The sequence below is a fragment of the Qipengyuania polymorpha genome (assembly GCF_019711435.1).
Taxonomy (GTDB): Bacteria; Pseudomonadota; Alphaproteobacteria; order Sphingomonadales; family Sphingomonadaceae; genus Qipengyuania; species Qipengyuania polymorpha.
The window spans coordinates 138,788-162,898 of the sequence record NZ_JAIGNK010000003.1 but is presented as its reverse complement, the minus strand read 5'-3'; the positions used below and the strand labels follow the sequence as shown (position 1 = coordinate 162,898).

At 64.3% G+C, this 24,111-nt stretch carries 20 protein-coding genes; 17 read left to right on the top strand and 3 right to left on the bottom strand.

What is annotated here, in order from left to right:
• Positions 1 to 50: 50 nt before the first annotated feature.
• The 5 genes from K3152_RS09570 to K3152_RS09550 all read left to right on the top strand — a co-directional run bounded on the left by K3152_RS09570 (position 51) and on the right by K3152_RS09550 (position 7,562).
• Positions 51 to 569, top strand: a complete 519-nt coding sequence (locus tag K3152_RS09570) for a thiamine phosphate synthase (protein ID WP_221573900.1) — start codon at positions 51 to 53, stop codon at positions 567 to 569.
• A gap of 58 nt (positions 570 to 627) precedes the next feature.
• Positions 628 to 2,970 (top strand): DNA translocase FtsK, encoded by a 2,343-nt coding sequence (locus K3152_RS09565; RefSeq protein WP_221573899.1) that lies wholly within the window; start codon positions 628 to 630, stop codon positions 2,968 to 2,970.
• Between the two features lie 9 nt (positions 2,971 to 2,979).
• Positions 2,980 to 4,530: a DUF389 domain-containing protein gene (locus K3152_RS09560; RefSeq protein WP_221573898.1), complete on the top strand. Its 1,551-nt coding sequence runs from the start codon at positions 2,980 to 2,982 to the stop codon at positions 4,528 to 4,530.
• Between the two features lie 77 nt (positions 4,531 to 4,607).
• Positions 4,608 to 5,726 (top strand): alanine dehydrogenase, encoded by a 1,119-nt coding sequence (ald, locus tag K3152_RS09555; RefSeq protein WP_221573897.1) that lies wholly within the window; start codon positions 4,608 to 4,610, stop codon positions 5,724 to 5,726.
• Positions 5,727 to 5,795: 69 nt separating this feature from the next.
• Positions 5,796 to 7,562 (top strand): sensor domain-containing diguanylate cyclase, encoded by a 1,767-nt coding sequence (locus K3152_RS09550; RefSeq protein WP_221573896.1) that lies wholly within the window; start codon positions 5,796 to 5,798, stop codon positions 7,560 to 7,562.
• A 42-nt stretch (positions 7,563 to 7,604) separates the two neighbouring features.
• On the opposite strand, the gene K3152_RS09545 is transcribed toward K3152_RS09550, so the two are convergent.
• Positions 7,605 to 8,003, bottom strand: a complete 399-nt coding sequence (locus K3152_RS09545) for an acyl-CoA thioesterase (RefSeq protein WP_247713338.1) — start codon at positions 8,001 to 8,003, stop codon at positions 7,605 to 7,607.
• 118 nt (positions 8,004 to 8,121) lie between these two features.
• Between K3152_RS09545 and K3152_RS09540 the strand changes: the two genes are divergently transcribed.
• Positions 8,122 to 9,717: an ABC transporter permease gene (locus K3152_RS09540; protein ID WP_221573894.1), complete on the top strand. Its 1,596-nt coding sequence runs from the start codon at positions 8,122 to 8,124 to the stop codon at positions 9,715 to 9,717.
• On the opposite strand, the gene K3152_RS09535 is transcribed toward K3152_RS09540, so the two are convergent.
• Positions 9,704 to 11,815 (bottom strand): S9 family peptidase, encoded by a 2,112-nt coding sequence (locus tag K3152_RS09535; protein WP_247713380.1) that lies wholly within the window; start codon positions 11,813 to 11,815, stop codon positions 9,704 to 9,706. The two genes, K3152_RS09540 and K3152_RS09535, sit on opposite strands and share 14 nt — an antisense overlap.
• Before the next feature lie 187 nt (positions 11,816 to 12,002).
• Here K3152_RS09535 and K3152_RS09530 point away from each other — a divergent pair, with 187 nt between their 5' ends.
• The 5 genes from K3152_RS09530 (at position 12,003) to K3152_RS09510 (ending at position 17,334) form a co-directional block, all read left to right on the top strand.
• A complete protein-coding gene (locus tag K3152_RS09530; protein WP_221573893.1) occupies positions 12,003 to 13,808 on the top strand; it encodes an aminopeptidase P family protein in 1,806 nt (601 codons plus the stop codon).
• Positions 13,809 to 13,870: 62 nt separating this feature from the next.
• Positions 13,871 to 14,266, top strand: coding sequence for a VOC family protein (locus K3152_RS09525; protein ID WP_221573892.1), 396 nt, complete (start codon positions 13,871 to 13,873; stop codon positions 14,264 to 14,266).
• Between the two features lie 183 nt (positions 14,267 to 14,449).
• Positions 14,450 to 15,118 carry an EF-hand domain-containing protein gene (locus K3152_RS09520; RefSeq protein ID WP_221573891.1) on the top strand — a complete coding sequence of 223 codons (669 nt, stop codon included), beginning with the start codon at positions 14,450 to 14,452 and terminating at the stop codon, positions 15,116 to 15,118.
• Between the two features lie 48 nt (positions 15,119 to 15,166).
• Entirely contained in the window at positions 15,167 to 15,901 is a 735-nt protein-coding gene (locus K3152_RS09515) for a response regulator (RefSeq protein WP_221573890.1), read from the top strand.
• A complete protein-coding gene (locus K3152_RS09510) occupies positions 15,898 to 17,334 on the top strand; it encodes a sensor histidine kinase (protein ID WP_221573889.1) in 1,437 nt (478 codons plus the stop codon). The genes K3152_RS09515 and K3152_RS09510 overlap by 4 nt, the downstream gene beginning before the upstream one ends.
• On the opposite strand, the gene K3152_RS09505 is transcribed toward K3152_RS09510, so the two are convergent.
• A complete protein-coding gene (locus K3152_RS09505) occupies positions 17,331 to 18,857 on the bottom strand; it encodes a helicase HerA-like domain-containing protein (protein WP_221573888.1) in 1,527 nt (508 codons plus the stop codon). The genes K3152_RS09510 and K3152_RS09505 overlap by 4 nt on opposite strands.
• 108 nt (positions 18,858 to 18,965) lie before the next feature.
• On the opposite strand from K3152_RS09505, the gene pabB reads away from it, so the two are divergent.
• From pabB to xth, 6 genes are all read left to right on the top strand, one after another.
• A complete protein-coding gene (gene pabB, locus K3152_RS09500) occupies positions 18,966 to 20,777 on the top strand; it encodes an aminodeoxychorismate synthase component I (protein WP_221573887.1) in 1,812 nt (603 codons plus the stop codon).
• Positions 20,774 to 21,442, top strand: coding sequence for an RluA family pseudouridine synthase (locus tag K3152_RS09495; RefSeq protein WP_221573886.1), 669 nt, complete (start codon positions 20,774 to 20,776; stop codon positions 21,440 to 21,442). The genes pabB and K3152_RS09495 overlap by 4 nt, the downstream gene beginning before the upstream one ends.
• Positions 21,435 to 21,839: an alternative ribosome rescue aminoacyl-tRNA hydrolase ArfB gene (gene arfB, locus K3152_RS09490; RefSeq protein WP_221573885.1), complete on the top strand. Its 405-nt coding sequence runs from the start codon at positions 21,435 to 21,437 to the stop codon at positions 21,837 to 21,839. The genes K3152_RS09495 and arfB overlap by 8 nt, the downstream gene beginning before the upstream one ends.
• Positions 21,840 to 21,964: 125 nt before the next feature.
• Entirely contained in the window at positions 21,965 to 22,132 is a 168-nt protein-coding gene (gene rpmG / locus K3152_RS09485; RefSeq protein ID WP_006832561.1) for a 50S ribosomal protein L33, read from the top strand.
• A 101-nt stretch (positions 22,133 to 22,233) separates the two neighbouring features.
• On the top strand, positions 22,234 to 22,896 hold the full coding sequence (locus tag K3152_RS09480) for a LolA family protein (protein ID WP_221573884.1): 663 nt from the start codon (positions 22,234 to 22,236) through the stop codon (positions 22,894 to 22,896).
• A 409-nt stretch (positions 22,897 to 23,305) separates the two neighbouring features.
• Entirely contained in the window at positions 23,306 to 24,097 is a 792-nt protein-coding gene (xth, locus tag K3152_RS09475) for an exodeoxyribonuclease III (protein WP_221574369.1), read from the top strand.
• The last annotated feature ends 14 nt before the right edge of the window (positions 24,098 to 24,111 follow it).

The following is a 24,111-nucleotide window of genomic DNA, read 5'->3' as shown; positions in this document are numbered from 1 at the left end:
CGGTGCGCTATAGCGGTTTCATGAATACGCGCCAGACCCTGTCCTGAGCCTTGTCGAAGGGCCTTCCCCTGCTGTGGCTGCTCTCCGACGCGCGCAATGATGCGGGGCTGGAGGATGCAATCGCAGCTCTTCCGCGCGGGTCGGGCTTCGTTTTCCGTCACTACCACCTCGACGCCGACGAGCGCCGCGAGCGATACCAAGATCTTTCATCCATCGCGCGCAGCCGTGCGCATACCGTGCTCCTCTCACGCGCAAACGGGTGGGGAGAGGACGGCACGTACGGGGCGCAGCGGCATTCCGACGGTATGTGGCTGGCGACGGCGCATAACGGCGATGAAATCGCTCGAGCGGTGGGCAACGGCGCGGATGGCATCTTTCTCTCGCCGGTCTTCCCGACTGCCTCGCATCCGGGCGCGGCGCATCTGGGCGTGCACGGTTTCCACGTCCTCGCGCAGCAATCGCCGCTCCCCGTCATCGCGCTCGGCGGGATGAATCATGAGCGCGCCCGAGAGCTCGACTGGCCGCGCTGGGGGGCAATCGACGGACTCGTCTCGACGAAGAGCGCTTGACCTCGGACTCGCCGAGGATTCATACTGCGGCCCAAGACGGCAGAAGGGAAACATGAGAATGGCCACGCGCGCAGGCGCCAAACCCGACTGGCGGGCGGCATTCCGCCGTTCGCTGCGGCGCGCCACGCATATGGCGGGCGCTGGCGTGCTTTTCGCTCTGCTGCTGTTCCTTGCGCTCGCGCTGGTGAGCTACACCCAGACCGACCCCAGCCCCTCCACCGCCGCTTCCGGAACGTCCATCGGCAACTGGATGGGCCTCAGCGGCGCATGGGCTGCCGAGCGCGCCTATTTCCTGTTCGGCCTTCCCGCATTGTTGCTCCTGCCGTTACTCTGGATTGCCGCGCGGCGTCTGTGGACCGGCGTCGAGGACCCGGACGAAGAGGAAACGCCCGGCAAGTGGTGGAGCCCGCTGGCGCTGCTGATGCTCGCCATGGTGCTGCTCGGTACGGTGATTTCACTGCTCTTCGCGGAGAACGCTGGCCCCTTCCCGTCGGGCGCAGGCGGCTTGGCCGGTCTCTTGGGGGCAGGCGGCATCGAAGCGGTTGCGACACGATTCGGCGGAGCTTTCTCCGGCTGGATTATCGCCGCGCTCGGCCTCGTCGCTTTGGGCGGGGGGCTCGCGCTGGTCACCAAGGTCTTCGCCATCGACTGGGCGCAGTTCTTTACCCTGCCCGAAATGCTCAAGCGCCGCCCGCAGCTGTCGGACATCGACCTGCCGCTCGCGCCGAAAAAGCAGAAGCGCGCGAAGAAGCAGGTCATCGAGGACGATATTGAAGACGAGGACGATGCGCCCGCGCGTCCCGCTCGCCGTGCGCCCGAAATCGCCGACCCGGTTGCCGCGCCCGCGCCGTCAAAGGCGGCCAAGCCCAAGCAGCGCGACATGTTCGCCAATTACCAGCTGCCGAGCACCGACCTCCTCGCCGACCAGCCCGAGCACAAGGCCGCCAAGCTCGACAAGATTGCGCTCGAACGCAACGCGCGCCTGCTCGAAAACGTACTCGACGATTTTAACGTGAAGGGCGAAATCACCGCCGTGCGCGCTGGTCCGGTGGTGACCATGTACGAGCTCGAGCCCGCTCCCGGCATCAAGGCCAGCCGCGTCGTCGGCCTCGCCGAAGACATCGCGCGCAACATGAGCGCCATCAGCGCGCGCGTCTCGCCCATTCCCGGCAAGACCGTCATCGGCATCGAACTGCCCAACGCCGACCGCCAGATGGTCAGCTACAAGGAACTCGCGACCTCCAGCGCCTTCGTCGATCACAAGGGCAGCCTGCCGATGATCCTCGGCAAGGACATCGCGGGTGAGCCCATCATCGCCGACCTTGCCGCCATGCCGCACCTGCTGGTCGCGGGTACGACCGGCTCGGGTAAGTCGGTCGGCCTCAACGCCATCCTGCTGTCGCTGCTCTATCGCTTCACGCCGGAGGAATGCCGCCTCATCCTGATCGACCCCAAGGTCCTCGAACTGAAGACCTATGACGACATCCCGCATCTCCTCAGCCCGGTTGTCACCGAGCCGGCCAAGTCGGTCCGCGCGCTGAAATGGGCGGTCGAGGAGATGGAAAAGCGCTACCGGATGATGAGCAGCGTCAACTCGCGCAATATCGCGGGCTTCAACGAAAAGGTCCGCAAGGCCGCCGAAAAGGGGAAGCCGCTGGGCCGCCGCGTGCAGACCGGCTTCGACCCCGAAACGGGCGAGGAACTCTACGAGGAAGAGCAGCTCGATTACGAACCGCTGCCGCTCATCGTCCTCATCGTCGACGAGCTGGCCGACCTCATGGTCACCGTGGGCAAGGAAATCGAAGTCCTTATCCAGCGCCTCTCGCAAAAGAGCCGCGCCGCCGGCATCCACCTCATCATGGCGACGCAGCGCCCTTCGGTCGACGTCATCACCGGCGTCATCAAGGCCAATTTGCCGACGCGTATCAGCTTCAAGGTGACGAGCCGCATCGACAGCCGCACCATCCTCGGCGAACAGGGCGCTGAGCAGCTGCTCGGCAAGGGCGACATGCTCTACAAGCCCAACACCGGCGCCGTCGTCCGCGTCCACGGGCCCTTCGTCGGCGACGACGAGGTCGAACGCGTGGCCGACCATTGGCGCGAACAGGGCAAGCCCGATTACGTCGACGCTGTCACCGAGGAGCCCGAAGACGGCGGCTTCAATTTCGAGGACGAATTCACTGCCTCGGACAATCCCGAAGAGCGCAAGTACCGTCAGGCCTGCCAGATCGTCATCGAGAACCAGAAGGCCTCCGGAAGCTGGCTCCAGCGCCAGATGGGCGTCGGCTACAACACGGCGGCGAAGTGGATCGAGCGCATGGAGAGCGAAGGCCTCGTCGGCCCCGCCAACCACGTCGGTCGCCGCGAAATTTACCGAGACCAGGACGGCAATCCCATCTAGAGTGCAGGAATGAACGCAGCCAACGCCAATCCTGCCGCCGACGAACGGTCCGACCGAACAGCGGGCTGGGTGTTCTCGCCGATCGGTCGCTCGGTCGTGCCCTTGCGCAAATATTGGCGCGACAACGTGGTAGAGGACGTCGATCACCAGGCGGTGGTTGCCAAGATTGCCGTCGAGTGTCCGGCAACCGCGCGCTACATCCTGATGATCATGATGTCGGCGGGCATCGCCATCCTCGGCCTGCTGCTGTCGTCGCCGGCCGTGGTCATCGGGGCCATGCTCCTCTCGCCGCTGATGAGCCCGATCCTCGGGGTTGGCTTTGCGCTGGCGACGGGCAAGCGCAAATGGCTGGTCACAAGCGCCCGCTCGCTCCTGATGGGAAGCGTGGCAGCGGTGCTGTTCACCGCGCTGATCGTGCTGATCTCGCCACTGCAGACCGTGACCGAGGAAATCGCGGCGCGCACACGGCCGAACCTGTTCGACCTGTTGGTGGCGCTCTTTTCTTCCATCGCGGGCTCCTATGCGATGATCCGTGGGCGGGAAGGGAGCATCGTGGGTGTCGCCATTGCAACCGCCCTGATGCCGCCGCTGGCCGTGGTCGGCTTCGGCCTCGCAACCTTCAACTGGACGGTGTTTTTCGGCGCCTTCGGCCTGTTCGTGACCAACTTCCTGACCATTGCGCTCACGGCCACGCTCATGGCGCGCCTGTACGGTTTCCGGACCACGCTCTCGAGCAAGCAAGGCTGGTTCCAGAGCGGGGGCATCTTCCTCATCTTCATCGCGCTCGCCATCCCGCTGGGCCTGTCGCTGCGCAACATTGCATGGGAATCGAATTCGCAGCGCATCGTCCGCAACACGATCCAGGCCGAATTCGGCAGTCGCGCGCGTATCAGTGAGCAGGATATCGACTGGGGCACCGAACCCTTGTCCATTTCGGCCACCGTACTGACCCCCGAATTCGACACCGGCGCCAATGCGGACATCTCCCGCGCGCTCAAGGAGCGGCTCGGGCGCGATGTCGCGGTGCGGGTCGAACAGTTCCGTGTCGGAGCCGATCCGGGCGCTGCCGAGCAGGCCGCACTTGCCCGGGCGCGGGCCGCCGAACAGGCGGCGGCGACCGAGCGCCAGATCTCGACGATGGTCGGCCGCATGGCGATGGCCGCAGGCGTCGAGCGGGGCGATGTCATGCTTGATCGCGACACGCGCCGCATCGGCGCGACGGCACGACCGCTCCCGGGGCTCTCTCTCGAAGGCTATCGCGAGCTCGAGCGTCGCGTTGCCGGGGACACTCCCGGCTGGACCGTGCGCCTGCGCCCGCCACCGCTGGGCCTGCCGCCGCTCGCCCTGGGAGACGATGGCCGCGTCGTATCGGGCCAGGTCGCCGAGGGCACGGTTGCCTGGGCCGCCAAGCGAATCGACTTGCCGCTCGCCCTGCGCGGTCCGGAGGAGCCCGTCCAGGCACTTGCTACCCGCCTTCGGGCCGAAGGGATCGCAATCGAGCAAGTCGAAGTGGCCAATGGCGACCGGATCGAAATACGGTGGGCCGCCCTGCCGCAATAAGCTTGCGTGTTTGCGGGGGCGCTTGCGGGAGGTTGGTTGCAGTTGTAACGGCCCTCTCAAGAGAAGGAGTCCTCCCCATGCGCATCGGTTGCCCCAAGGAAATCAAGAACCACGAATATCGCGTCGGCCTCACGCCGGAGAGCGCGAAAGAACTGGTAATGCAGGGCAACGAGGTGTGGATCGAGACGCAGGCCGGCTGCGGCATCGATGCGACCGACGACCAATACATCGAGGCGGGCGCGAAAATCGTCGGCACGCCCGACGAGATTTTCGCCGAATGCGAAATGGTGGTGAAGGTCAAGGAACCGCAGGCGGTCGAGCGCGCCAAGCTGCGCGAAGGCCAGATCCTCTACACCTACCTCCACCTCGCTCCCGATGCGCCGCAGACCAGGGAACTGGTCGAAAGCGGCGTCACAGCAATTGCCTATGAAACCGTGACCGGTCCCAATGGCCAGCTCCCGCTCCTCAAACCCATGAGCCAGGTCGCCGGCCGTATGAGCGTACAGGCGGGTGCCACCGCGCTGGAAAAGGCCCACGGCGGCCGCGGCGTGCTGCTCGGCGGCGTGCCGGGCGTGATGCCGGGCAAGGTCGTCGTCATCGGCGGCGGCGTGGTCGGCTTCAACGCGGCGCAGATGGCGGCAGGCCTCGGCGCGGACGTCACCATCCTCGATCGCGACCCCGATGTGCTGGAAAAGGTCGGCACCCATTTCGAAAGCCGCGCCAGCACGCGCTTCTCCAACGCGGCCAACCTTTATGATGCGGTGTGCGGAGCAGACCTCGTCATCGGCGCGGTGCTCATTCCGGGCGCGGCAGCGCCGAAGCTTGTCACGCGCGAGATGCTCAAGGACATGCAGAAGGGCGCCGTGCTCGTCGACGTCGCCATCGACCAGGGTGGCTGTTTCGAAACATCACGGCCGACCACGCATGCAGAGCCGACCTATGTCGTCGACGACATCGTGCATTACTGCGTCGCCAACATGCCGGGCGCGGTTGCGCGCACCAGCACCTACGCGCTCAACAATGTGACCCTGCCGCATGCGCTGCGCATCGCGCGGATGGGCTGGAAGAAGGCGCTGGGCAACGACCCGCATCTTGCCGAGGGTCTCAACGTCCATGCCGGAGAAGTGACTTATCAGGCGGTTGCCGAGGAACTGGGCTATGATTACCGCCCGGTTGCAGAGGTCCTGACCGCCTGAGACCCGCAGGAAACGGCGCGCATGAAGTTTAACGCGCCTTTTACGATTTCCTTGCTATAGCTCCGCAGTATGGGACGGGGTATCCATCACCTGTTGCCGTTTTCCCTCGGGCGAACGGTCGCCGCGCTCGTGCTTTGCGCGCTGCTGGCGCTCGTCCACGTTCCGGCGCAGGCGCAGGAAACCTTCGAGCCCGGGTCGATCTGCCACGTCTCGGTCAAGTCCAGCGTCTCCTATGAGGATGCCGCCAGCAAGCCTGCCGACTGGACCTGCGAGGGCGCGGAGTTCGACTGGCATGCCGAGCGGCACATCATCCGGCACGATTTGTCCAATGCGACCGGAGAAGCTGCCAATCCCCGCTTCGCCGAATTCAGCCGCTACGAATTCGAGCGACTGACGGTCAGGGTCGAGGGGGAGGATGGCCATGCCGTGTCGCGCGCCTTCAGCTTTCGCGACCTCAAGCTCGGCCCGTCCAGCCTCAAGGCCATGGTGGAATTGCCCGACCCCGGGAGCCGTGTGACCAGCGTGGTGATGATCCACGAAGGCGGCTGGTTTCCCGAAAGCTTCGTGACGGCCACGCTTTCGCAGGAAGCCAAGGTGCCCGCCATCGCGGGTTACCTCCATATCCTCGCCGCAATCCTTTGCGGACTGCTGCTCGCCCCGGTGATCTTCGACCTCGTGTTCTTCAAGGCTCTGCGCGAGCCCTTCCCGCTCTATCATGCCCTGTTCTGCCTGATGGCCTTCGTGCAGACGGCATCGGTTTCCGGACTGCTGCCGATGATGCTTCCGGTTTCCTATACGGCCGAGCTCAACATCACCTATCTCAGCCTCGACGTGATGGTCGCGGCGACATTCCTGTTCGCCTATCATTTCATCGAGGACGGGCGACTGCCGCGTCGCTTTCGCCGCTGGCTGCTCGTCCTGCCGCTCGTCACCATCGTCAACGGTCTCGTTACGACCTTCAAGATGGAGTGGTTCGGATACTGGATCGACCACTACTATTTCGGCGTGCTCGTCTCGATCTTCGTAGCCTATTTCTACATCCTCCACCTTGCTCGCAAGCAGGGCAGCCGGATGGCGCCTTACCTCATCTTCGGTATTGCGCCGCTTTTCGCAATCGTCGTCCTGCAAGGTGTGGCCGTAGCGGCGATGCCGAATGTGCTCGATTTCGACGAGACCTGGCCGCAGAACTTCGCGCTGCTTTTCGAAGTCGTCGCCACGGCGCTTGCCGTTGCCGACCGTTTCATGATGATCCGGCGCGAGCGCGACCAGGCGGTGGATGCTGCGCGCGACCTCGAGATGCTGAGCGAACTTGACGAGCTGACCGGCCTCAGGAACCGCCGCGCGCTGGAAGCGCATTTCGCCGAGCTCGTCCGGCAGGGGTTCCATGCCATGGCCGTCGTCGATCTCGACCATTTCAAGTCGATCAACGACATCCACGGCCACCCGGTCGGCGACCGCGTGATCCGCAGCGCTGCGTGGGCGCTCAGTCCAGGCGACGATGCGGACCTCGCCGCTTTCCGCATCGGCGGAGAGGAATTCATCCTGCTGCTGCGCGGCGAGGATGCGGCGACCAAGGCCGAGAACCGCCGCAAGGCCATTACGGCTCGGATCATGGCCGAAGTCGACGAATTGCACCGTCCGGTCACGGCGAGCGTCGGCTATGTCGATTTTGCCGATAGCGAAGAGGATCGCTCGATCGATTTCCTGCGCCTCTACGCGCGCGCCGACCAGCTGCTGTACGAAGCCAAGTGCGAAGGCCGCAATCGCATGTTGTCGGGCGAACTGGAACTGGCCGAAGGGCTGGGCGACCCGGGCCGTCGGGCTGCCGCCGCCTGAGCGCCGCGGGCCAGACGGGCGCGTGCACCAGGGGAGATGCAGCTACTTTTCGGTAAACGGTTCCAGCACTTCGGGACGCACGCGCACCAGACGCTGGCTGTCCCGGTCGAGCATCGCCCAGGTCGTGGCCGCCGAGACGATCACCTTGCCCTGCGCATCGCGGAAGTCGACCCGGCGAATGGACGTCGCGCCGCGCGGGCTGCCCTCGATCCATGTGGAGCCGGTCACGGTCTCACCCTCGACGACATTGCCGCGGTAATCGATTTCGTGCCGCGTCACGACCCAGAAGAAACGCTTGGTATCCTCGCTCCGCGCAGCCGCATTCCAATGGGCGGTGGCCATGTCCTGAACCCAGCGGACCCACACGGTGTTGTTGACGTGGCCGAGCTCGTCGATGTGCTCGGGAGCGGCCACGAAGGTGCTTTCGTACTTATGCGTCAAGGTCTTGGCCCGAAACTGTTCGCTGTGCGATGGTGGATTAGACGTGGCAGCCGGTCCCCGTCGAGAGTAACCTGCGATAAGCACTGGTGAAACAGGCTTGGCGATCTTGGGGGAAGCCATGGCAAGACGGCAAACAGGCATCATCCGGCGGATACTGCGCGGGCTTGGTTTCCGGCTCGTCTTTCCGATCGGGACCATGCCGGTTCCCTATCATCCGCTGGTCTTCCCGCTGGCGATCGCGGGCCTCATCGGCTGGCTCGGCCTCACCATAGCCGGCACGCTGGACCGCGTGGGCGAAGGACCGATCTGGTGGCAGCCGATCGCGCCGTTCCTCGTACTCGGCGTGCTGATGTCGCTTCCCATTGTGGCATGGGCGGCAATGGTTTTCCGCGCACCGCTGCTGCAGGGGCTGCTCGGCGCGGCAATACCGCTGCTGGTCGCGGTCGAAGTCCTGACGGGGACATTGCCTCCTGCATGGCTCGTCCTGCCCGTGGCCTATGTGGCGGTTTTCGTGTTCCAGGCCTGGTACGGGCCGCGCTGGCTGGCGCAGGTGAAGACACGGAACGAGGCTTTCGAGCCGGTCGAGCCGGGCCAGGCAACGCTCGCGCTCCAGTTCAGGACGGGCCAGCCCCAGAACCTGCTCGACGATATCGACGCCGCGCGGATCTGGGCGCGCAAGGTGACGGGAAAGGACGGTTATCTCGTCCATCGCCTCACGCTGGAAGATGCGGACCGGATCGAGGCGGCAAGACCATCGCGGCTGCCGCGCAGCTGGCAATTGTCGCGCCGTGAAAGCTGGGCGGTGCTGGTGCAGTCTTGTGCCGAACCGCCCGCGGATTCGATTCCGGTCTGGGACAGGAAGGCACGCGCGCCCTTGTGGTGTGTCACCGGTCTGCGCGAATTTGCCGTACGGATCGACGGCCACACGCTCCGGCTGCACCAAGGCGCAGCGAAGCTCGTAGGATGGCTGCCCTTGTTTGTCCTTTTCCACTGGACTGCGATCTTCGGCGGCAGGAGCGAGTGGCACATCGGCTTCCCGCGCACCCGCGTCGAGAAAGTCGAATTCGACAGCCAGCAGGCGAATTCCGCCCTGCGTTCGCTCTTCGCCAGTCGTCCCGAAAGCGGCGGGACGACAGACACCACCCATGTGGACGAAATCATCGCCCATTTCGAAAAGCTGGTGGCGGAGGAGCGGAGCGAGGCGGATGCGCTCATCGCAAGGCAGGAAGAGTTCTGGAGCGAGCTGCCATCGCTTGCCGACCTGCCCAAGGAACTCAAGCCTGTTCAGGAAGCATTGGTCTCGAAGCCGGAAGCTGTCGATCACGGGCGGCTGGGCGACGTCCTCGACTGGCTCGAGAGGTGCCGCGATAGGCCCTCGCAGGCCGGTTTCTATCGGGCCTGCGCATTGCTCGACACTTTCCCAGACGAGGTACTGCTGGCCGAGGGTGCGCGTATCGCGACGATATTCAACAGCCGCAGGATCGCCTTGCAGTGGAACATTGCGCATGTTCCCGATCCCGACAAGCTACCGCCGCGCACCCCGGTCTGCGCAATGAACACGGCTGGCTTTGGCGTCTTCCGGGGCTATCCGCATATCTACCAGAGGCTCGGGGACGTGCTGCCGCAGATGGCAGGCGTTAACGAAGGCCTCGCCCGCGAATACGCCGACCCCGAACCCGGCCTCAGGACCGCAGGGACCATCAGGTCCCTGTGAAGCCCATCTGCCACAGGATGAAGGCGTATTCCTCGGCCACCTCGTAAATCGAGGCGAAGCGTCCGGACTTGCCGCCATGGCCTGCACCCATGTTGGTTTTCAGCAGCAGCTCGTTGTCGTCGGTCTTCAACTCGCGAAGCTTGGCGACCCACTTCATCGGCTCCCAAAAGGTTACGCGCGGGTCGTTGAGGCCGGCGGTGACCAGCAGCGGCGGATAGTCCTGCGCCACAACCTGGTCGTAGGGCGAATAGCTCAGTATATAGGCGAAGGCCTGCTTGCTCTCGATGGGGTTGCCCCATTCGGGCCATTCGCCCGGGGTCAGCGGCAGGTCCTTGTCGAGCATGGTGTTGAGCACGTCGACGAAGGGCACATGCGCTACCACCGCGCCCCAGAGCTCGGGATTGGTGTTGAGCACCACGCCCATCAATTCGCCGCCCGCCGAACCGCCGCTGGCGCTGATCTTGCCCTGCTCGGTGTAGCCCTTGGCAATCAGGCCCTTCGCGACATCGACGAAATCGTTGAAGGTGTTGGTGCGCTCGTTCAATTTTCCCTGCAGATACCAGTTGCGGCCCAGATCGTCGCCGCCGCGGATATGCGCGATGGCGAAGGCGAAGCCGCGGTCGACGAGGCTGAGGCGCGTGGTCGAGAAATTGGGCGGATAGGCGAAACCGTAGGCGCCATAGGCGTAAAGATGGAGCGGGCCGCCAGCTTCGCGGTCCTTGCGGCTGACGATGGAGACAGGGACCATGGTCCCGTCGCGCGCGGCAATCTCGATCCGCTCGACCTGGTAGAGGTTCGCGTCGTACCCGCTCGGGATTTCCTGCTGCTTGAGCAGTTCCAGCTCGCCGCTGGCGACGTGGTAGTCGTAGACCGAATCCGGAGTGACCATGCTCTCGTAGGCAAGGCGCAGCTTCTGCGTGTCGTATTCGGGATTGTTCGAAAGCCCGGTCGAGAAGCTCGCTTCGGTGAAGGCAACCGGCTTCACGAGATTGGGGTCGGCGTAGCTGCGCAGCTGGATCTGGTCCAATCCGCGCAAACGGCCCTCGGTGACGTAGAAGTCCTTGAACAGCTCGAAACCGTCGAGATAGAATTCGTCCGACCCGGCGATGAGCGTGGTCCATTCGCCCGGATTGTCGAGGCTCGCGGTGGCGAGGCGGAAATTCACGTGGTCGTCGTTGGTGTGGATGTAGAGCGTGCCGTCGCGCAGATCGACATCGTATTCGCGGCCCTTCTTGCGCGGCGCGATGAGGATTTGCTCGCCTGTCGGATTGTCCGTGCGCACGAGACGGACTTCGCTCGTCTCGCTGTCGCCGACGGCGATGATGAGCCAGTCTTCCTGCGCCGACAGGCCTGCGCCGACGCGAAAGCCGTCGTTTTCGGTCTCGCGGTAAAGCTCGACATCCTCCGACACCGGCGTGCCGAGGACGTGCAGCGTCGCATCGTGGACGCGCCATTGTTCGTTGGCGAGACCGTAGACCACCGCCTTGTCGTCCATCACCCAGGCAAGACCCGTCAGCGTGCCGGGAATTTCGTCGGGCAGCATCTCGCCCGTCTCGAGATCCTTGAAGCGCGCGGTGAAGCGCTCGGACCCGTTGGTGTCGCTCGAATAGGCGAGATAGCGCCCGTTCTTCGACACCGAGAACGCGCCGAGGCGGAAATACTCATGCCCCTCGGCCAGCTCGTTCTCGTCGAGGATGAGCTGCGCTTCGCCGCCCGCCACGGGCTTGCGGTAATATTTGCGGTATTCCTTGCCCTCTTCGAATTCGGACCAGTAGAGCCAGTCGCCATCCTTCTGCGGGACGGTGGAATCGTCCTGCTTCACCCGCGCCTTCATCTCTTCGTAAAGCTCGTCGACCAGCGCCTGCTGCGGTGCCATGCGCGCTTCGAACCAGGCATTCTCGGCCTTCAGGTGTTCGAGCACATCCTCGTCGTCGATGGTCGGATAGCTCTGGTCCTTCATCCAGTGATAGGGATCGGCAATCGTGATTCCGTGGTGCGAATAGGAATGGTCGCGCTTCTCGGCGATGGGCGGAGAGGTCGGTGCAGTCACGGATGTCCCTTCGGTTTCCTGGGCGTGGGATGGCGCGGCGAATGCCAGCGATGCGGCAGATAGGCATGCAGCCAGTCGAATGAAAGTCACAGGCTAACCCTCCTGTGGCGGCACAAAGGTGGAAAGACGCCGCCCAAAGTCCTATTGAGGGGAGGTGATTATGCGGGACGCCTCGTCCCGGCAAGCGCCGCATCGCCCAAAGGCAGAGCGGCCCCGATGAAAGGATTTGTCGCCCATGCTGATGCAGACCCATGAAGCCCGCCTCGACGCACTGCGCACCGAACTGCAAAAGCGCGGCCTCGACGGTTTCGTCATTCCCATTTCCGACGAGCATATGAGCGAATATGTCGGCTCCTACGCCCAGCGCCTTCACTGGTTGACCGGCTTCGGTGGCAGCGCGGGCAGCGCGGCAGTGCTCAAGGAAAAGGCCGCGATGTTCACCGATGGCCGCTACACCGTGCAGGTGCGCGAGCAGGTCGACGGCAAGCTTTTTGACTATGAGGACGTGCCCGCGACCTCGCCCGCCAAGTGGCTGGCCGAACACGCCGGGAAGGGCGCGACAATCGGCTATGACGCGTGGCTCCACGGAGTCGAGTGGGCGGAAGAGGCGACGAAGCTTTTCGCCAAGAAGGGCATCGAACTGGTGCCGGTCGACGGCAATCCTATCGATGCGGTCTGGGCCGACCGCCCCGAGCCTTCCAAAGCCGTTGCCGTCCCGCATGACGACAAATTCGCGGGCCGCTCCAGCGCGGACAAGCGCGCCGAGATTGCCGACTGGCTGAAGCAGGAAGGCTATGACGCCACCGTCATCACCGCGCTCGATTCGGTCGCATGGGTGCTCAACATGCGCGGGCAGGACGTGGACAACACCCCCGTCGCGCTGTCCTATGTGCTGGCCCATGCCGACGGCACGGCGGAACTCTTCATCGCGCCCGAAAAGGTGACGCCGGAACTCACCAAGCATTTCGGCAACGCCGTGCGCGTGCGCGACCGGGCCGATTTCGAGCCTGCGCTGGCAGGCCTCAAGGGCAAGACCGTCGCAGTCGACCCCAAGCATGCGGTCGCGGGCATTTTCCACGCGCTCGAGGATGGCGGCGCGACCGTTGTGCGCGATGCCGACCCCGCGGTCCTGCCCAAGGCGATCAAGAATCCCGCCGAGCAGCAGGGCCACCGTGATGCGCAGGCGCGCGACGGTGCGGCGGTGGTGAAATACCTGCGCTGGATCGAGGAGAACGCTCCTTCCGGCGAGATCGACGAGTTGACCGCGGCGGCCAAGCTGCGCGAATTCCGCGGCCTCAGCCCCGACATGAAGGACACCAGCTTCGACACCATCAGCGCTGCTGCCGGCCACGCCGCGCTGCCGCATTACAAGGTGGACGAGGACAGCAATATCCCGATCCCGCCTTCCAGCATCTACCTGTGCGACAGCGGCGGCCAGTATATGGACGGCACGACCGACATCACCCGCACCGTGTGGGTCGGTCCGGGCGAACCGACGGCCGAGATGGTCGACCGCAACACGCGCGTGCTCAAGGGCCATATCGAGCTCGACCTCGCGCGCTTCCCCGACAAGACCAGCGGCGGCGCGCTCGATGCGCTGGCGCGCATGCACCTGTGGCAGGCGGGTGTGGATTATGGCCACGGCACCGGCCACGGGGTCGGCAGCTATCTCTCGGTCCACGAAGGCCCTCAGCGCATCTCCAAGCCCGGCGGCGCATTCCCCGGCACCGAGACCCCGCTGCAGGAAGGCATGATCCTTTCGAACGAGCCGGGCTATTATAAGCCGGGCGAATACGGCATCCGTATCGAGAACCTCGTGCTGGTGGTCGACGCCGATATCGAGGGCAGCGAGGGCAAGTATCTCACTTTCGAAACGCTCACCCATGTGCCGCTCGACCGGAAACTGGTCGACAAGAGCCTGCTGACCGAGCGCGAAATTCACTGGTGGAACAGCTACCACGCGAAGACGCGCGACATCCTCGCGCCGCAGCTCGAAGGCGAGGACCTCGCCTGGCTCGAGCGGGAATGCGCGCCCTTGTAGGATTACGTGCGTTCCCGTAATGTTCCAATGGTCGCGAGTCGTTTGAAAGAGGAGTCACGCGGATGATTGGATATGTTACGGTCGGCACCAACGACCTCGAGAAAGCCGCCAGGTTTTATGACGCCATCGCCGCCGAAATGGGCGTCGGGCGGATGATGGAATTCGAGACCTTCATCGCCTGGGGCAAGTGGGATGGCGGCGCGGGCATCGCGGCCACCAAGCCCTTCGATGGCAATGCGGCGAGTGTCGGCAACGGCGTGATGGTCGCGCTCGAGGCCAAGGACCGCGAGCAGGTCCAGCGGCTCTACGACATCGCGCTGGCCAATGGCGGCAGCTGCGAAGGCGAACCCGGTCCGCGCGGCGAACCCGACGAGAATGGCATGCTGTTCTATGCCGGCTATTTCCGCGACCCTGATGGCAACAAGCTCAACGCTTACCTGATGGACAAAGTTGGCTGAGCTTTCGCCCGTGTGAATGGGGGCTACCCGCTGCGACACTTCGATACAATTCGGCTGTGATCGGGCATAAAGCTGCGACAATGCGCCTTTAGAAAGGATACACGAGTTGCGGCGGGTCCCTCCTGTTTCTCCCCCTCCCAATGGGTCCGTCGCAACTCTCCTTAGATTTCTGGAGACAGCCTGATGAAAAAGACCGCCCTGACCCTTTCCGCCGCTGCCCTTGCCCTGACCGGCACGGCAGCGCTTGCCCATAACCACATGGCGAAGATCGATGCCGATGGTGACGGCAATGTCACCCGCGCCGAACTGACCACGCATGGCGCGGAAATGTTCGCCAAGATGGATGCCAATAATGACGGCGTCATCAACGCGGGCGACCGCGCAGCCCACCGCATGGAACGCTTTGCCGAGGCCGATACCAATGGCGACGGCGAACTTTCGCAGGCCGAAATGAAGGCCATGCGCGAAGCTCGCATGGAGCGTCGCAGCGAGCGCCGCGAAGCCCGCGCCGAGCGCCGTGCAGACCGCATGGCAGAACATTTCGCCAAGATGGACACCGACAATTCGGGCGGCCTTTCGCAGGAAGAACTGCAGGCCATGCACGAAATGCGCGGCAAGCGTGGCCATCATGGGATGCGCGGCGGCCATCGCGGCGGCATGAAGATGCTTCGCATGGCAGATGCAGACGGCGACAAGTCCGTCACCCGCGCCGAATTCGACGCAGCTCTCGCCGCCCATTTCGCCAAGGCCGATGCCAATGGCGACGGCAGCATCTCAGCCGAAGAGCGCGAAGCCGCTCACAAGGCGATGCGCGCCGAATGGAAGGCCAAGCGCGAAGCGCGCACGCAGTAATCCGCTTGCGCCAGAGGCAAACCCGAAGGTAGGCGCTCAACGCGAAAGATGAACGAAACAGCGCCCACCACCCTGCTGCTCGTCGATGACGAAGCGACATTGCGCGAACCCCTGGCCGAGTATCTCACCGGCCAGGGGTTCGACGTGCGGGAGGCGGAAAGCGCCGCCGCGGCGCGGAGCCTGCTGGGCAGCGAAACTCCCGACCTCGTCCTGCTCGACATCATGATGCCGGGCGAGGACGGCTTGTCGCTCTGCCGCCACCTCGTCGAAACGCGCAAACTTCCCGTAATCCTGTTGACCGCCAAGGGAGAGGCGATGGACCGCATCATCGGCCTCGAAATCGGGGCGGACGATTATGTCACCAAGCCCTTCGAACCGCGCGAGCTGGTGGCACGCATCCGCTCGGTCCTGCGCCGCGCCGACCGTGCGCCGGAAGCTCCGGCTGACGAGCTTTCGTATCGCTTCGAAGGCTGGACGCTCGACCCGCTAAAGCGCCGCCTGACCGACCCCGAAGGCACGCTGGTCCCCATCTCGACTGCCGAGTTTCGGATGCTGCGCGCCTTTTGCGACCACCCGCGCCGCGTGCTCGACCGCGACCAGCTCCTTGACATGGTGCAGGGCCGCGAGGCGCATCTTTTCGACCGCGCGGTCGACAACCAGGTCAGCCGCCTCCGCCGCAAGATAGAGGCGGATACGAAGGACCCGCAGTTCATCCAGACCGTGCGCGGCGGCGGCTACCGTTTCGGCGCCGACGTCACCCGCGTCGCGCCGGACGAGGCATGAAGCGCCTGCTGCCCAAGAGCCTGCTCGGACAGGTCACGCTGGCAGTCGCGCTGACGCTTTTCCTCGTGCAGGGCGTGAATGCCGTTTTCGCCTGGAATATCGAAAAGGACCGCGTCGAGACCGCGCTTGTCAACACGCTCGGCCTGCGTCTCATCGCATCGCAGCGCTTGCGCGATTCCGATGAAACCAACCTCGTAGTGCGTCTCGACCCGCGGCCCCCTCGCCAATTCGAGCAAAGGGATGGCGCGCCGCGACCGCCGCGCCGGGGAGGACGCCGGTTCAGCGGGACCGACTTTACCCGCGCTGAAATTTTCGAAAGCCTCCCTGTCGACCGCGCCCTGCCGGAACTCGAAGAGCGGCTGGCCGAAACGCTGCGCAACAATGGCCGCGACTTCACCGAATTGCGAATGGTCGCCCGACCCGTCTCTGCCGACCCCGTCGCCCAGCGCTTCCTGCGCCGTCTCGCCATGCGCTGGGGACTGCAGGATGACGACATTCCCTCTGAAATCGCAGTCGCCGGGGTGAGCGATGGGGAGCGATGGGACATCGTGCGTGCGCCCATCCGGTCGCCGCATCGCCATTTCGGCCCAGTCTTCCCGATGGCTCGCGCGGCGTTGCTGACCGCATTGCTCTGTTTCGTCCTCTGGTTGGTCCTGCGCCGCATCACCGGCCCGCTTGCCCAGCTTACGCAGCGCACCGAGCGCTTTTCGCAAAAGCCCGGCGCGGGGAAGCCGATGGAGCCGAGCGGCCCGGAAGACGTGCGACGCCTCATCGCCGCGCACAACGCGATGGAGGCGCGCATCGGGGCAATGCTGGACGAGAAGGACGTGATGCTCGGCGCCATCGGGCATGACCTCAAAACCCCGCTCGCCGCCTTGCGCGTGCGGGTCGAAGGCGTGGAAAACGAGACCGCCCGCGCGCGCATGGTCGACAGTATCGAGGACATCACCCGCACGCTCGACGAAATCCTCGGCCTCGCCCGCGTCGGCAAGTCCGATGCGTCCCCTGAGAAGACCGACCTCGCCGCGCTCGCCGCCTCGGTGGTCGAGGAGTTCGAAGATACCGGCGAGACGGTCGCGCTCGAAGCTGCGCGCGTTGTCGCGCCCGTGCATCTCACATGGCTGAAGCGCGGTTTGCGCAACCTCGTCTCGAACGCGCTTCGTTACGGCGGCAATGCGAGTGTCACGGTCCTCACCGAAGAGAATTCCGCCATCCTGCGGGTCGAGGACACGGGCCCGGGCATCCCCGAAGAGCGCATCGCCGACATGCTCGAACCCTTCACCCGCGGCGAAGCCAGTCGCAACCGGGCAACCGGCGGCGCGGGGCTGGGCCTCACGCTGGCGCGTGCAGTGGCCGAACAGCATGGCGGGACGCTGGAGCTATCGAACCGCCCCGAAGGCGGCCTGCGCGCCGAATTCCGCCTCCCGCTCTAGCGCATCAGCCCGCCGACGATATTGCGCACGAAGGCATTGAGACCCGTGCGGACCGGGTCGGCGCGTGATTTCTTCCCCAACACGGTGGCTACCGCGACCGAGGTCAGCGATCCTGCCGCAGCCTTGGCCGCTGCCTTGCCTGCCTTGGTCCACATGGACGTGGTCTTGCGTTCGCGCTTGCCCACTTCCTCGCGGCCCTTTTCTTCGACCTCTTTCGCCGTTGCCGCGGCATCGGCGGTCTTGGCGGCGAGAACTTCCTCGGCGCTTTCGCGGTCGACCGCCTCGTCATATTTGCCGTCGAGGTCGCTCACCGAATTGATGATTTTTCGCTCCTTCTCGGTGACAGGGCCGAGGCGCGAATGCGGCGGCTTGATAAGCGTGCGCTGCACCACCGTGGGCGCGCCGTCTTCGGAGAGCGTCGAGACAAGCGCCTCGCCGACCTTCAACTCGGTGATGGCCTGCTCGACATCGAGCTCCGGGTTGATGCGAAAGGTTTCGGCGGCGGCCTTGATGGCGCGCTGGTCGCGCGGGGTGAAGGCGCGCAAGGCGTGCTGGATGCGATTGCCCAGCTGGCCGGCGATTTTCTCCGGAATATCGATGGGGTTCTGCGTGACGAAATAGACGCCGACACCCTTGGAGCGGATAAGTCGGACGACCTGCTCGACCTTGTCTTCGAGCGCTTCGGGAGCGTCGTCAAACAAGAGGTGTGCCTCGTCGAAGAAGAACACCAGTTTCGGTTTCTCCGGGTCGCCCACCTCGGGCAGCGTCTCGAACAATTCGGCCAGCAGCCAGAGCAGGAAAGTCGCGTAGAGTTTGGGGCTGCGCATCAGCTTGTCGGCGGCGAGCACGTTGATGATGCCGCGGCCCTGCTCGTCTTTCGCGAGGAAGTCGTCGATTTCCAGCGCCGGCTCGCCGAAGAACATGTCGGCGCCTTGGGCTTCAAAACTCAGCAGCTGGCGCTGGATGGCACCGACGCTGGCCTTGGAAACATTGCCGTATTTGCCCGAAAGGTCCTTCGCGTTTTCGTAAGCGAAGGTCAGCATCGCCTGCAAATCGCCGAGGTCGAGCAGCAGGAGGTTGTTCTCGTCGGCATAGCGGAAGACGATGTTGAGCACGCCTTCCTGCGTCTCGTTCAGGTCGAGCAGGCGCGCGAGCAGCAGCGGTCCCATTTCTGAAATCGTCGTGCGGATGGGAAAGCCCTTTTCTCCGTACAAGTCCCAGAACACCGCGGCGTTGTCGGCATAGGCATAGTCTTCCATGCCCAGTTCCTTCGCGCGGCCTTCGAGCTTGTCGGCATGCTTGAACTGGGGCGAGCCGGCCATGGAAATGCCCGCAAGGTCGCCTTTCACATCGGCGACGAAGACCGGCACGCCATTGGCCGAAAAGCTCTCGGCCAACCCCTGCAGCGTCACCGTCTTGCCGGTCCCGGTCGCGCCTGCAATCAGCCCGTGGCGATTGGCCTGCTCGAGCCGAAGGTGCTGGTTCTCGCCATTCGCGCCCAGTCCAAGGAAAATCGTGCTCACATGCGCTCCCGCCATAGGTTCAGTCCTCCCCCGATGTGGCGCAGGGGTGGAGCCAAGGTCAAGCAATGGCTCGACTTGGGGCGCAAGGGCTGTAAATGCTCATCGCACATGGCGGGCAAAACTCCCTTCGTATTGCTGGACGATGCACGGACAAGCGGCGCGGCCGACGCGCTGCTCTATGAAAATCCGCGCGAGGTGTTCGTTGCCTACCGGCCCGAGGAGGTCGAGACGGTGCTCGAAGCTGCCGAGGCTGCGCGGCGCAGCGGCGGCGAGCTTGCTGGATACATTGCCTATGAAGCGGGCCTTGCACTGGAAGAGCGACTGGCCGGATTGGCCGCTGCAAAGACCGGCGCTGCTGGGCCGCTGGTTTGGCTAGGCCTGTTCGATGCGCCCGAGCGTATTGCCGCGAGCGACATGCCAGAATGGCTGGCGTCGCGCGCACAAGGTCCTGGGAGTGTCGGCCCGCTTGAGCCACAGGTTTCTCCCGGAGCTTACGAGAAAGCGTTTGGTGAGCTGCAGGAAGCCATCCGCGCGGGCGACATTTACCAGGCGAACCTGACCCTTCCGCTCGCAGGCAATTTCACCGGTGACCCGCTGGGACTCTATGCCGCGCTCAGACCAGCGGCGCAGGCGGGCTATGGCGGGGTGATTTACGACGGTTCGCACTGGCTGCTCAGCCTGTCGCCCGAACTCTTCGTCTCGCTCAAGGGCAGCGAGGCCAAGGCCAAGCCGATGAAGGGTACGCGGCCTCGCTCGTCCCATGCGGTGCAGGACGAGGCGCTGGCCGACGAACTGGCCTCCTCGGTCAAGGACAAGGCCGAGAACCTGATGATTGTCGATCTGATGCGCAACGACCTCGCCCGCGTGGCTGAGGCGGGCAGCGTGGCGGTCGACGAACCCTTCGCCATCGAGAGCTATCCCACCGTCCACCAGATGGTCAGCGTGGTGAGGGCTACCTTGCGCGAAGGTATGGGCGCGACCGACCTCGTGCGCGCGCTCTTCCCCTGCGGCTCCATCACCGGCGCGCCCAAAATCCGCGCGATGGAGCTTATCGACGCGGTCGAGCGCAGCCCGCGCGGGCCCTATTGTGGGGCCATCGGACGTATCGGTGCTGACGGCGATGCGGCCTTCAACGTCGCCATCCGCACGCTGCGCCTCACCGAAATCGAGAACCAGCGCGGCAAGGCAGTGCTGGGTGTGGGCGGGGCCATCGTCGCCGACAGCGAGCCGCGCACCGAATGGCGCGAGGCGCTGCTCAAAGGGGCCTTTGCCAGCAAGTCCTCGCCCGAACATCGCGCCGCGCAATTCGACCTTATCGAGACCCTGCGTTTCACGCCCGAAGAAGGCATCCCGCTGCTCGAACGCCATCTCGAACGCATGAAGGCGAGTGCGGCGGAACTGGGTTTCAGCTTCGACCGCCACGAAGCGCGCAATCAGATGCACGCCTGCTGTTTCGTGCTCGACAAGCCATCGCGCGTGCGGCTGCTCGCGGCTCGTAGCGGAGCCATCGTGCTCGAAGCGCAGGAAATGCCCGAGGCCTGGCCCGAGCCTGCGGAGTGCATCATCCTCCCGCTGCCCGTAGACCCGGGCGACTGGCGGCTGCGGCACAAGACCACCGACCGCGGCTTTTACGAGGCCGCACAGGCCGTGGCCCGCCGCAACGGCGCGAACGAAGCGCTCTTCGTGCGCGAGGATGGCTTGCTGACCGAAGGCGCAATCACCAATATCTTTGTCGAGCGGGACGGTGTATTGCTGACCCCGCCCGCCTCGCTGGGGCTTCTGCCCGGCGTGCTTCGCCAGTCGCTTATCGACGAAGGCAGAGCGCGCGAGGCCGAGCTGACCCTTGCCGATATCGAGGACGGTTTCCTCCTCGCCAATTCCCTGCGCGGCCTGATGCCTGCGCGATTGAAAGTCTCATGACCCAGATTCCTATCATCTTCGAAGACGGCGAAGCGCTCGTCATCGACAAGCCCGCCGGCCTCCCGGTCGACCGCCCCAAGCGCGGCGGCCCGTGCCTCGAAGACCATTTCGAGCAGCTCAAACTCGGCTTCCAGCGCGCCCCGCATCCCGTGCACCGGCTCGATACGGACACGAGCGGCTGCCTGCTGCTGGCGCGCAATCCCAAGGCGCTCAAACGCTTCGCCAAGGCCTTCGAGGAGCGGCTGGTCGAAAAGCGCTATCTCGGCATCCTTGCCGGTATTCCGGAGGGCGATGAGGGCACAATCGAGATCTCGCTTTCCAAAATCAGCAGCGCGGGCAAGGGCTGGCGCATGATCGCCGCGAAGAAGGGCAAACCCTCGGTCACCCACTGGCGCAAGCTGATGGAGCATGACGGCAAGGCGCTGGTCGAATTCCGCCCCGAAACCGGTCGCACGCACCAGATTCGCATTCACTGCGAGGCCGGGCTCGGCCTGCCGCTGCTGGGCGACCCGGTTTACGGCAATGGCCCGAACAAAAAGGGCGGTGCTCCGCGCACCATGCTCCATGCCGCCGGCCTGATGGTCCCGCGCGAGAACAAGCCCGCCATCGAGGCCGCCGCGCCATTGCCGCAGGATTTCGCGCGCCTCGGCTTCACGGATGGGTAGAATTGCCGACCGCGCGCTGGAGGTGGCCGAGGAGAAATTCATCGCCTCCTCCGGCCCCGGCGGGCAGAATGTAAACAAGGTCGCCACCGCGGTGCAGCTGCGGGTCGATGTGTTCCAGCTTGGCATGCCGCCCGAAGCCCTCGAACGGTTGAAGGAAATTGCGGGCAGCAAGTTCACCAAGGCGGGTGAAATCGTCCTCACCGCAAACGAATACCGCACGCAGGAGCAGAACCGCGAAGCCGCGCGCGAACGGCTGGTGGCGCTGCTCGGCGAGGCACTGACCCCGCCGAAGAAGCGCAAGAAAAGCCGCGTGAACCGCGTCGGCAAGGTGAAGCGCCTCAAGGCCAAGAAGGCGCGCGGCGAAGTGAAGGCCAAGCGCGGCAAGGTCGACTGGTAGCGCTTACGACGCTTGACTTTTCCCCGTGAATCACCCAATGGGCGCGCCACACGGCGGTGCAGCTCGCGCCGCCCTTATTATTTCGGCCGGATTCGGCCCCTCAGAAAGATCTTTAGGAACACGCCATGGCGAAGCCCGCAACCGTCAAGATCAAGCTCGTCTCGACCGCCGACACGGGCTTCTACTACGTGACGAAGAAGAATCCGCGCAACCACACCGAAAAGTTCGTCTTCAAGAAGTACGACCCGGTGGCGCGCAAGCACGTCGAATTCAAGGAAGCCAAGATCAAGTAATCCTGGCGGGGCGTCGGCTCGTTTCGTCGCTCCATTAGCTGAACCTCGGGAACGCCATTGGTTCAGTGACAGTTCAATGCTCCAAGTGTAATTCCAGGAGCATGAGCACCTTGTCTATCTTCAAGAATCGCCCCGTCGCATCGGCCCTCGCATTGGCGATGGCCGTCGGCGTCCCCGCGTCTTTCTACGCTGCCCCGGCCCCTGTCGAGGCAGCCGCTGGCGACCTCGATAAGGCCGTCGCTGCGCTGCGCGGCATTTCCACCATGAAGGCGGATTTCGTCCAGACCGACCGTAACGGCCAGGCCGTTTCGGGCGTCATGACGCTGAAACGCCCCGGCAAGATCCGCTTCGAATACGAAAAGGGCGTGCCGCTCCTCGTCGTTTCGAACGGCAAGTCGATGTATATGATCGACTACGAGGTGAACCAGGTCCAGCGCTGGCCGATCAAGAATTCGCCGCTCGGCGCGCTGCTCGACCCGAGCCGCGACGTGAAGAAATACGGCCGCCTCATTCCCACCAGTCACGACGACGTGGTGAGCATCGAGGTGCGCGACCCCAAGCGTCCGGAATTCGGCGTCATCACTCTCATCTTTGCCCGCGATGCCTCGGCCCCCGGAGGCCTGCGCCTCACGCACTGGGTGGCGCTCGATTCGCAGAATCACCGCACCACGGTTCGCCTCAGCAACAACCGTTACGGGGTTGCCGTTGCTGACAGCGCGTTCAGGTTCCGTGACCCGCGCCGTTCGTCCCGTCGTCCGGGATAAACGCTTCGGCGACGAACCGTTTGGCTTGTGCGATTCGCTGAAGGCGAATGTTCATTGAGCAGCAAGCCAAAGGGGCCTAAAAATGGGGCTATCGAGACGGCGGTCGGCAATTTCCCCCCTGTTGATTGACCGATCCAAATGTCGCTCGGTATCCAAGCGTGACGAACGCTCACAAGGAACCCTCAAGCCAATGCCCCCGGCTTGAGGGTTTTTTGTGCGCTTTTGTGTTTCGAGCCCGCCTCCGCGGGCTCGTCCGGCCCGGTTCTTGGTCGCGGCAGCCAAAGCGCGACCGCGCGTCGGCCGGTTAGGCCGAAGCCAAGCCGCACGTATGTGCGGCGCCCGGCGTTTGAGGGCGCAAAACAAAAAACTTCACCTAGACCCTCGCGCCAACGCCCCCTATCCGATGGCCATGGTTTCTGTCGCTACCTGGAATATCAATTCCGTCCGCCTTCGCATGCCTATCGTCGAGCGTTTCCTGAAGGAGACCTCGCCCGACGTACTCTGTCTTCAGGAAATCAAGTGCCAGGAGCACCAGTTTCCCTACAAGGCCTTCAAGGCGCTGGGATACGAACATGTCGCCGTGCATGGTCAGAAGGGCTATCACGGCGTGGCCACGGTCAGCCGCCTTCCCTTGCGCGAATTCTCGCGCCACGACTGGCAGGACAATGGCGAAGCGCGGCACGTCGGTGTCGAGCTTCCCGAGCATGACGGGATGATTATCGAGAACGTCTATGTACCCGCGGGCGGCGACGAGCCCGACCGCGAGAAGAACGTGAAATTCGGCCAGAAGCTCGACTTCCTCGAGCGTATGACGCGCTGGGCCGATGCCATCGATCGTCCGACACTTATCGTCGGCGACTTCAACATCGCTCCGCTCGAAAGCGATGTGTGGAACCACAAGCAGCTGCTGAAGGTCGTCAGCCACACGCCTATCGAAGTCGAGAGCCTGCAGCGCTTCATGGATGCGCATGGCTGGTCCGACATCGGGCGCGAGCACATCAAGGCGCCCGAGCGCTATTACAGCTGGTGGAGTTACCGCGCGAAGGACTGGAAGGCGAACGATCGCGGCCGCCGTCTCGACCATATGTGGGCGAGCCCCGAGCTGGCGAAGCAGGCGAGTGCCCACTCGGTCCACGAATATGCGCGCGACTGGGAAAAGCCGTCGGACCATGTGCCGCTGGTGACGGAGTTCGACATCTGAGCGAGCCCTCTCCT

Excerpts from the sequence above, each read along its gene's own strand:
- K3152_RS09550 (WP_221573896.1), top strand. The coding sequence starts at position 5,796 with ATGGGACGGGGTATCCATCACCTGTTGCCGTTTTCCCTCGGGCGAACG.
- K3152_RS09510 (WP_221573889.1), top strand. The coding sequence starts at position 15,898 with ATGAAGCGCCTGCTGCCCAAGAGCCTGCTCGGACAGGTCACGCTGGCA.
- K3152_RS09540 (WP_221573894.1), top strand. The coding sequence starts at position 8,122 with ATGGCAAGACGGCAAACAGGCATCATCCGGCGGATACTGCGCGGGCTT.
- K3152_RS09560 (WP_221573898.1), top strand. The coding sequence starts at position 2,980 with ATGAACGCAGCCAACGCCAATCCTGCCGCCGACGAACGGTCCGACCGA.
- arfB (WP_221573885.1), top strand. The coding sequence starts at position 21,435 with ATGGGTAGAATTGCCGACCGCGCGCTGGAGGTGGCCGAGGAGAAATTC.
- K3152_RS09565 (WP_221573899.1), top strand. The coding sequence starts at position 628 with ATGGCCACGCGCGCAGGCGCCAAACCCGACTGGCGGGCGGCATTCCGC.
- K3152_RS09515 (WP_221573890.1), top strand. The coding sequence starts at position 15,167 with ATGAACGAAACAGCGCCCACCACCCTGCTGCTCGTCGATGACGAAGCG.
- K3152_RS09525 (WP_221573892.1), top strand. The coding sequence starts at position 13,871 with ATGATTGGATATGTTACGGTCGGCACCAACGACCTCGAGAAAGCCGCC.
- ald (WP_221573897.1), top strand. The coding sequence starts at position 4,608 with ATGCGCATCGGTTGCCCCAAGGAAATCAAGAACCACGAATATCGCGTC.
- pabB (WP_221573887.1), top strand. The coding sequence starts at position 18,966 with ATGGCGGGCAAAACTCCCTTCGTATTGCTGGACGATGCACGGACAAGC.
- K3152_RS09530 (WP_221573893.1), top strand. The coding sequence starts at position 12,003 with ATGCTGATGCAGACCCATGAAGCCCGCCTCGACGCACTGCGCACCGAA.
- K3152_RS09480 (WP_221573884.1), top strand. The coding sequence starts at position 22,234 with ATGAGCACCTTGTCTATCTTCAAGAATCGCCCCGTCGCATCGGCCCTC.
- K3152_RS09520 (WP_221573891.1), top strand. The coding sequence starts at position 14,450 with ATGAAAAAGACCGCCCTGACCCTTTCCGCCGCTGCCCTTGCCCTGACC.
- K3152_RS09495 (WP_221573886.1), top strand. The coding sequence starts at position 20,774 with ATGACCCAGATTCCTATCATCTTCGAAGACGGCGAAGCGCTCGTCATC.
- rpmG (WP_006832561.1), top strand. The coding sequence starts at position 21,965 with ATGGCGAAGCCCGCAACCGTCAAGATCAAGCTCGTCTCGACCGCCGAC.
- xth (WP_221574369.1), top strand. The coding sequence starts at position 23,306 with ATGGTTTCTGTCGCTACCTGGAATATCAATTCCGTCCGCCTTCGCATG.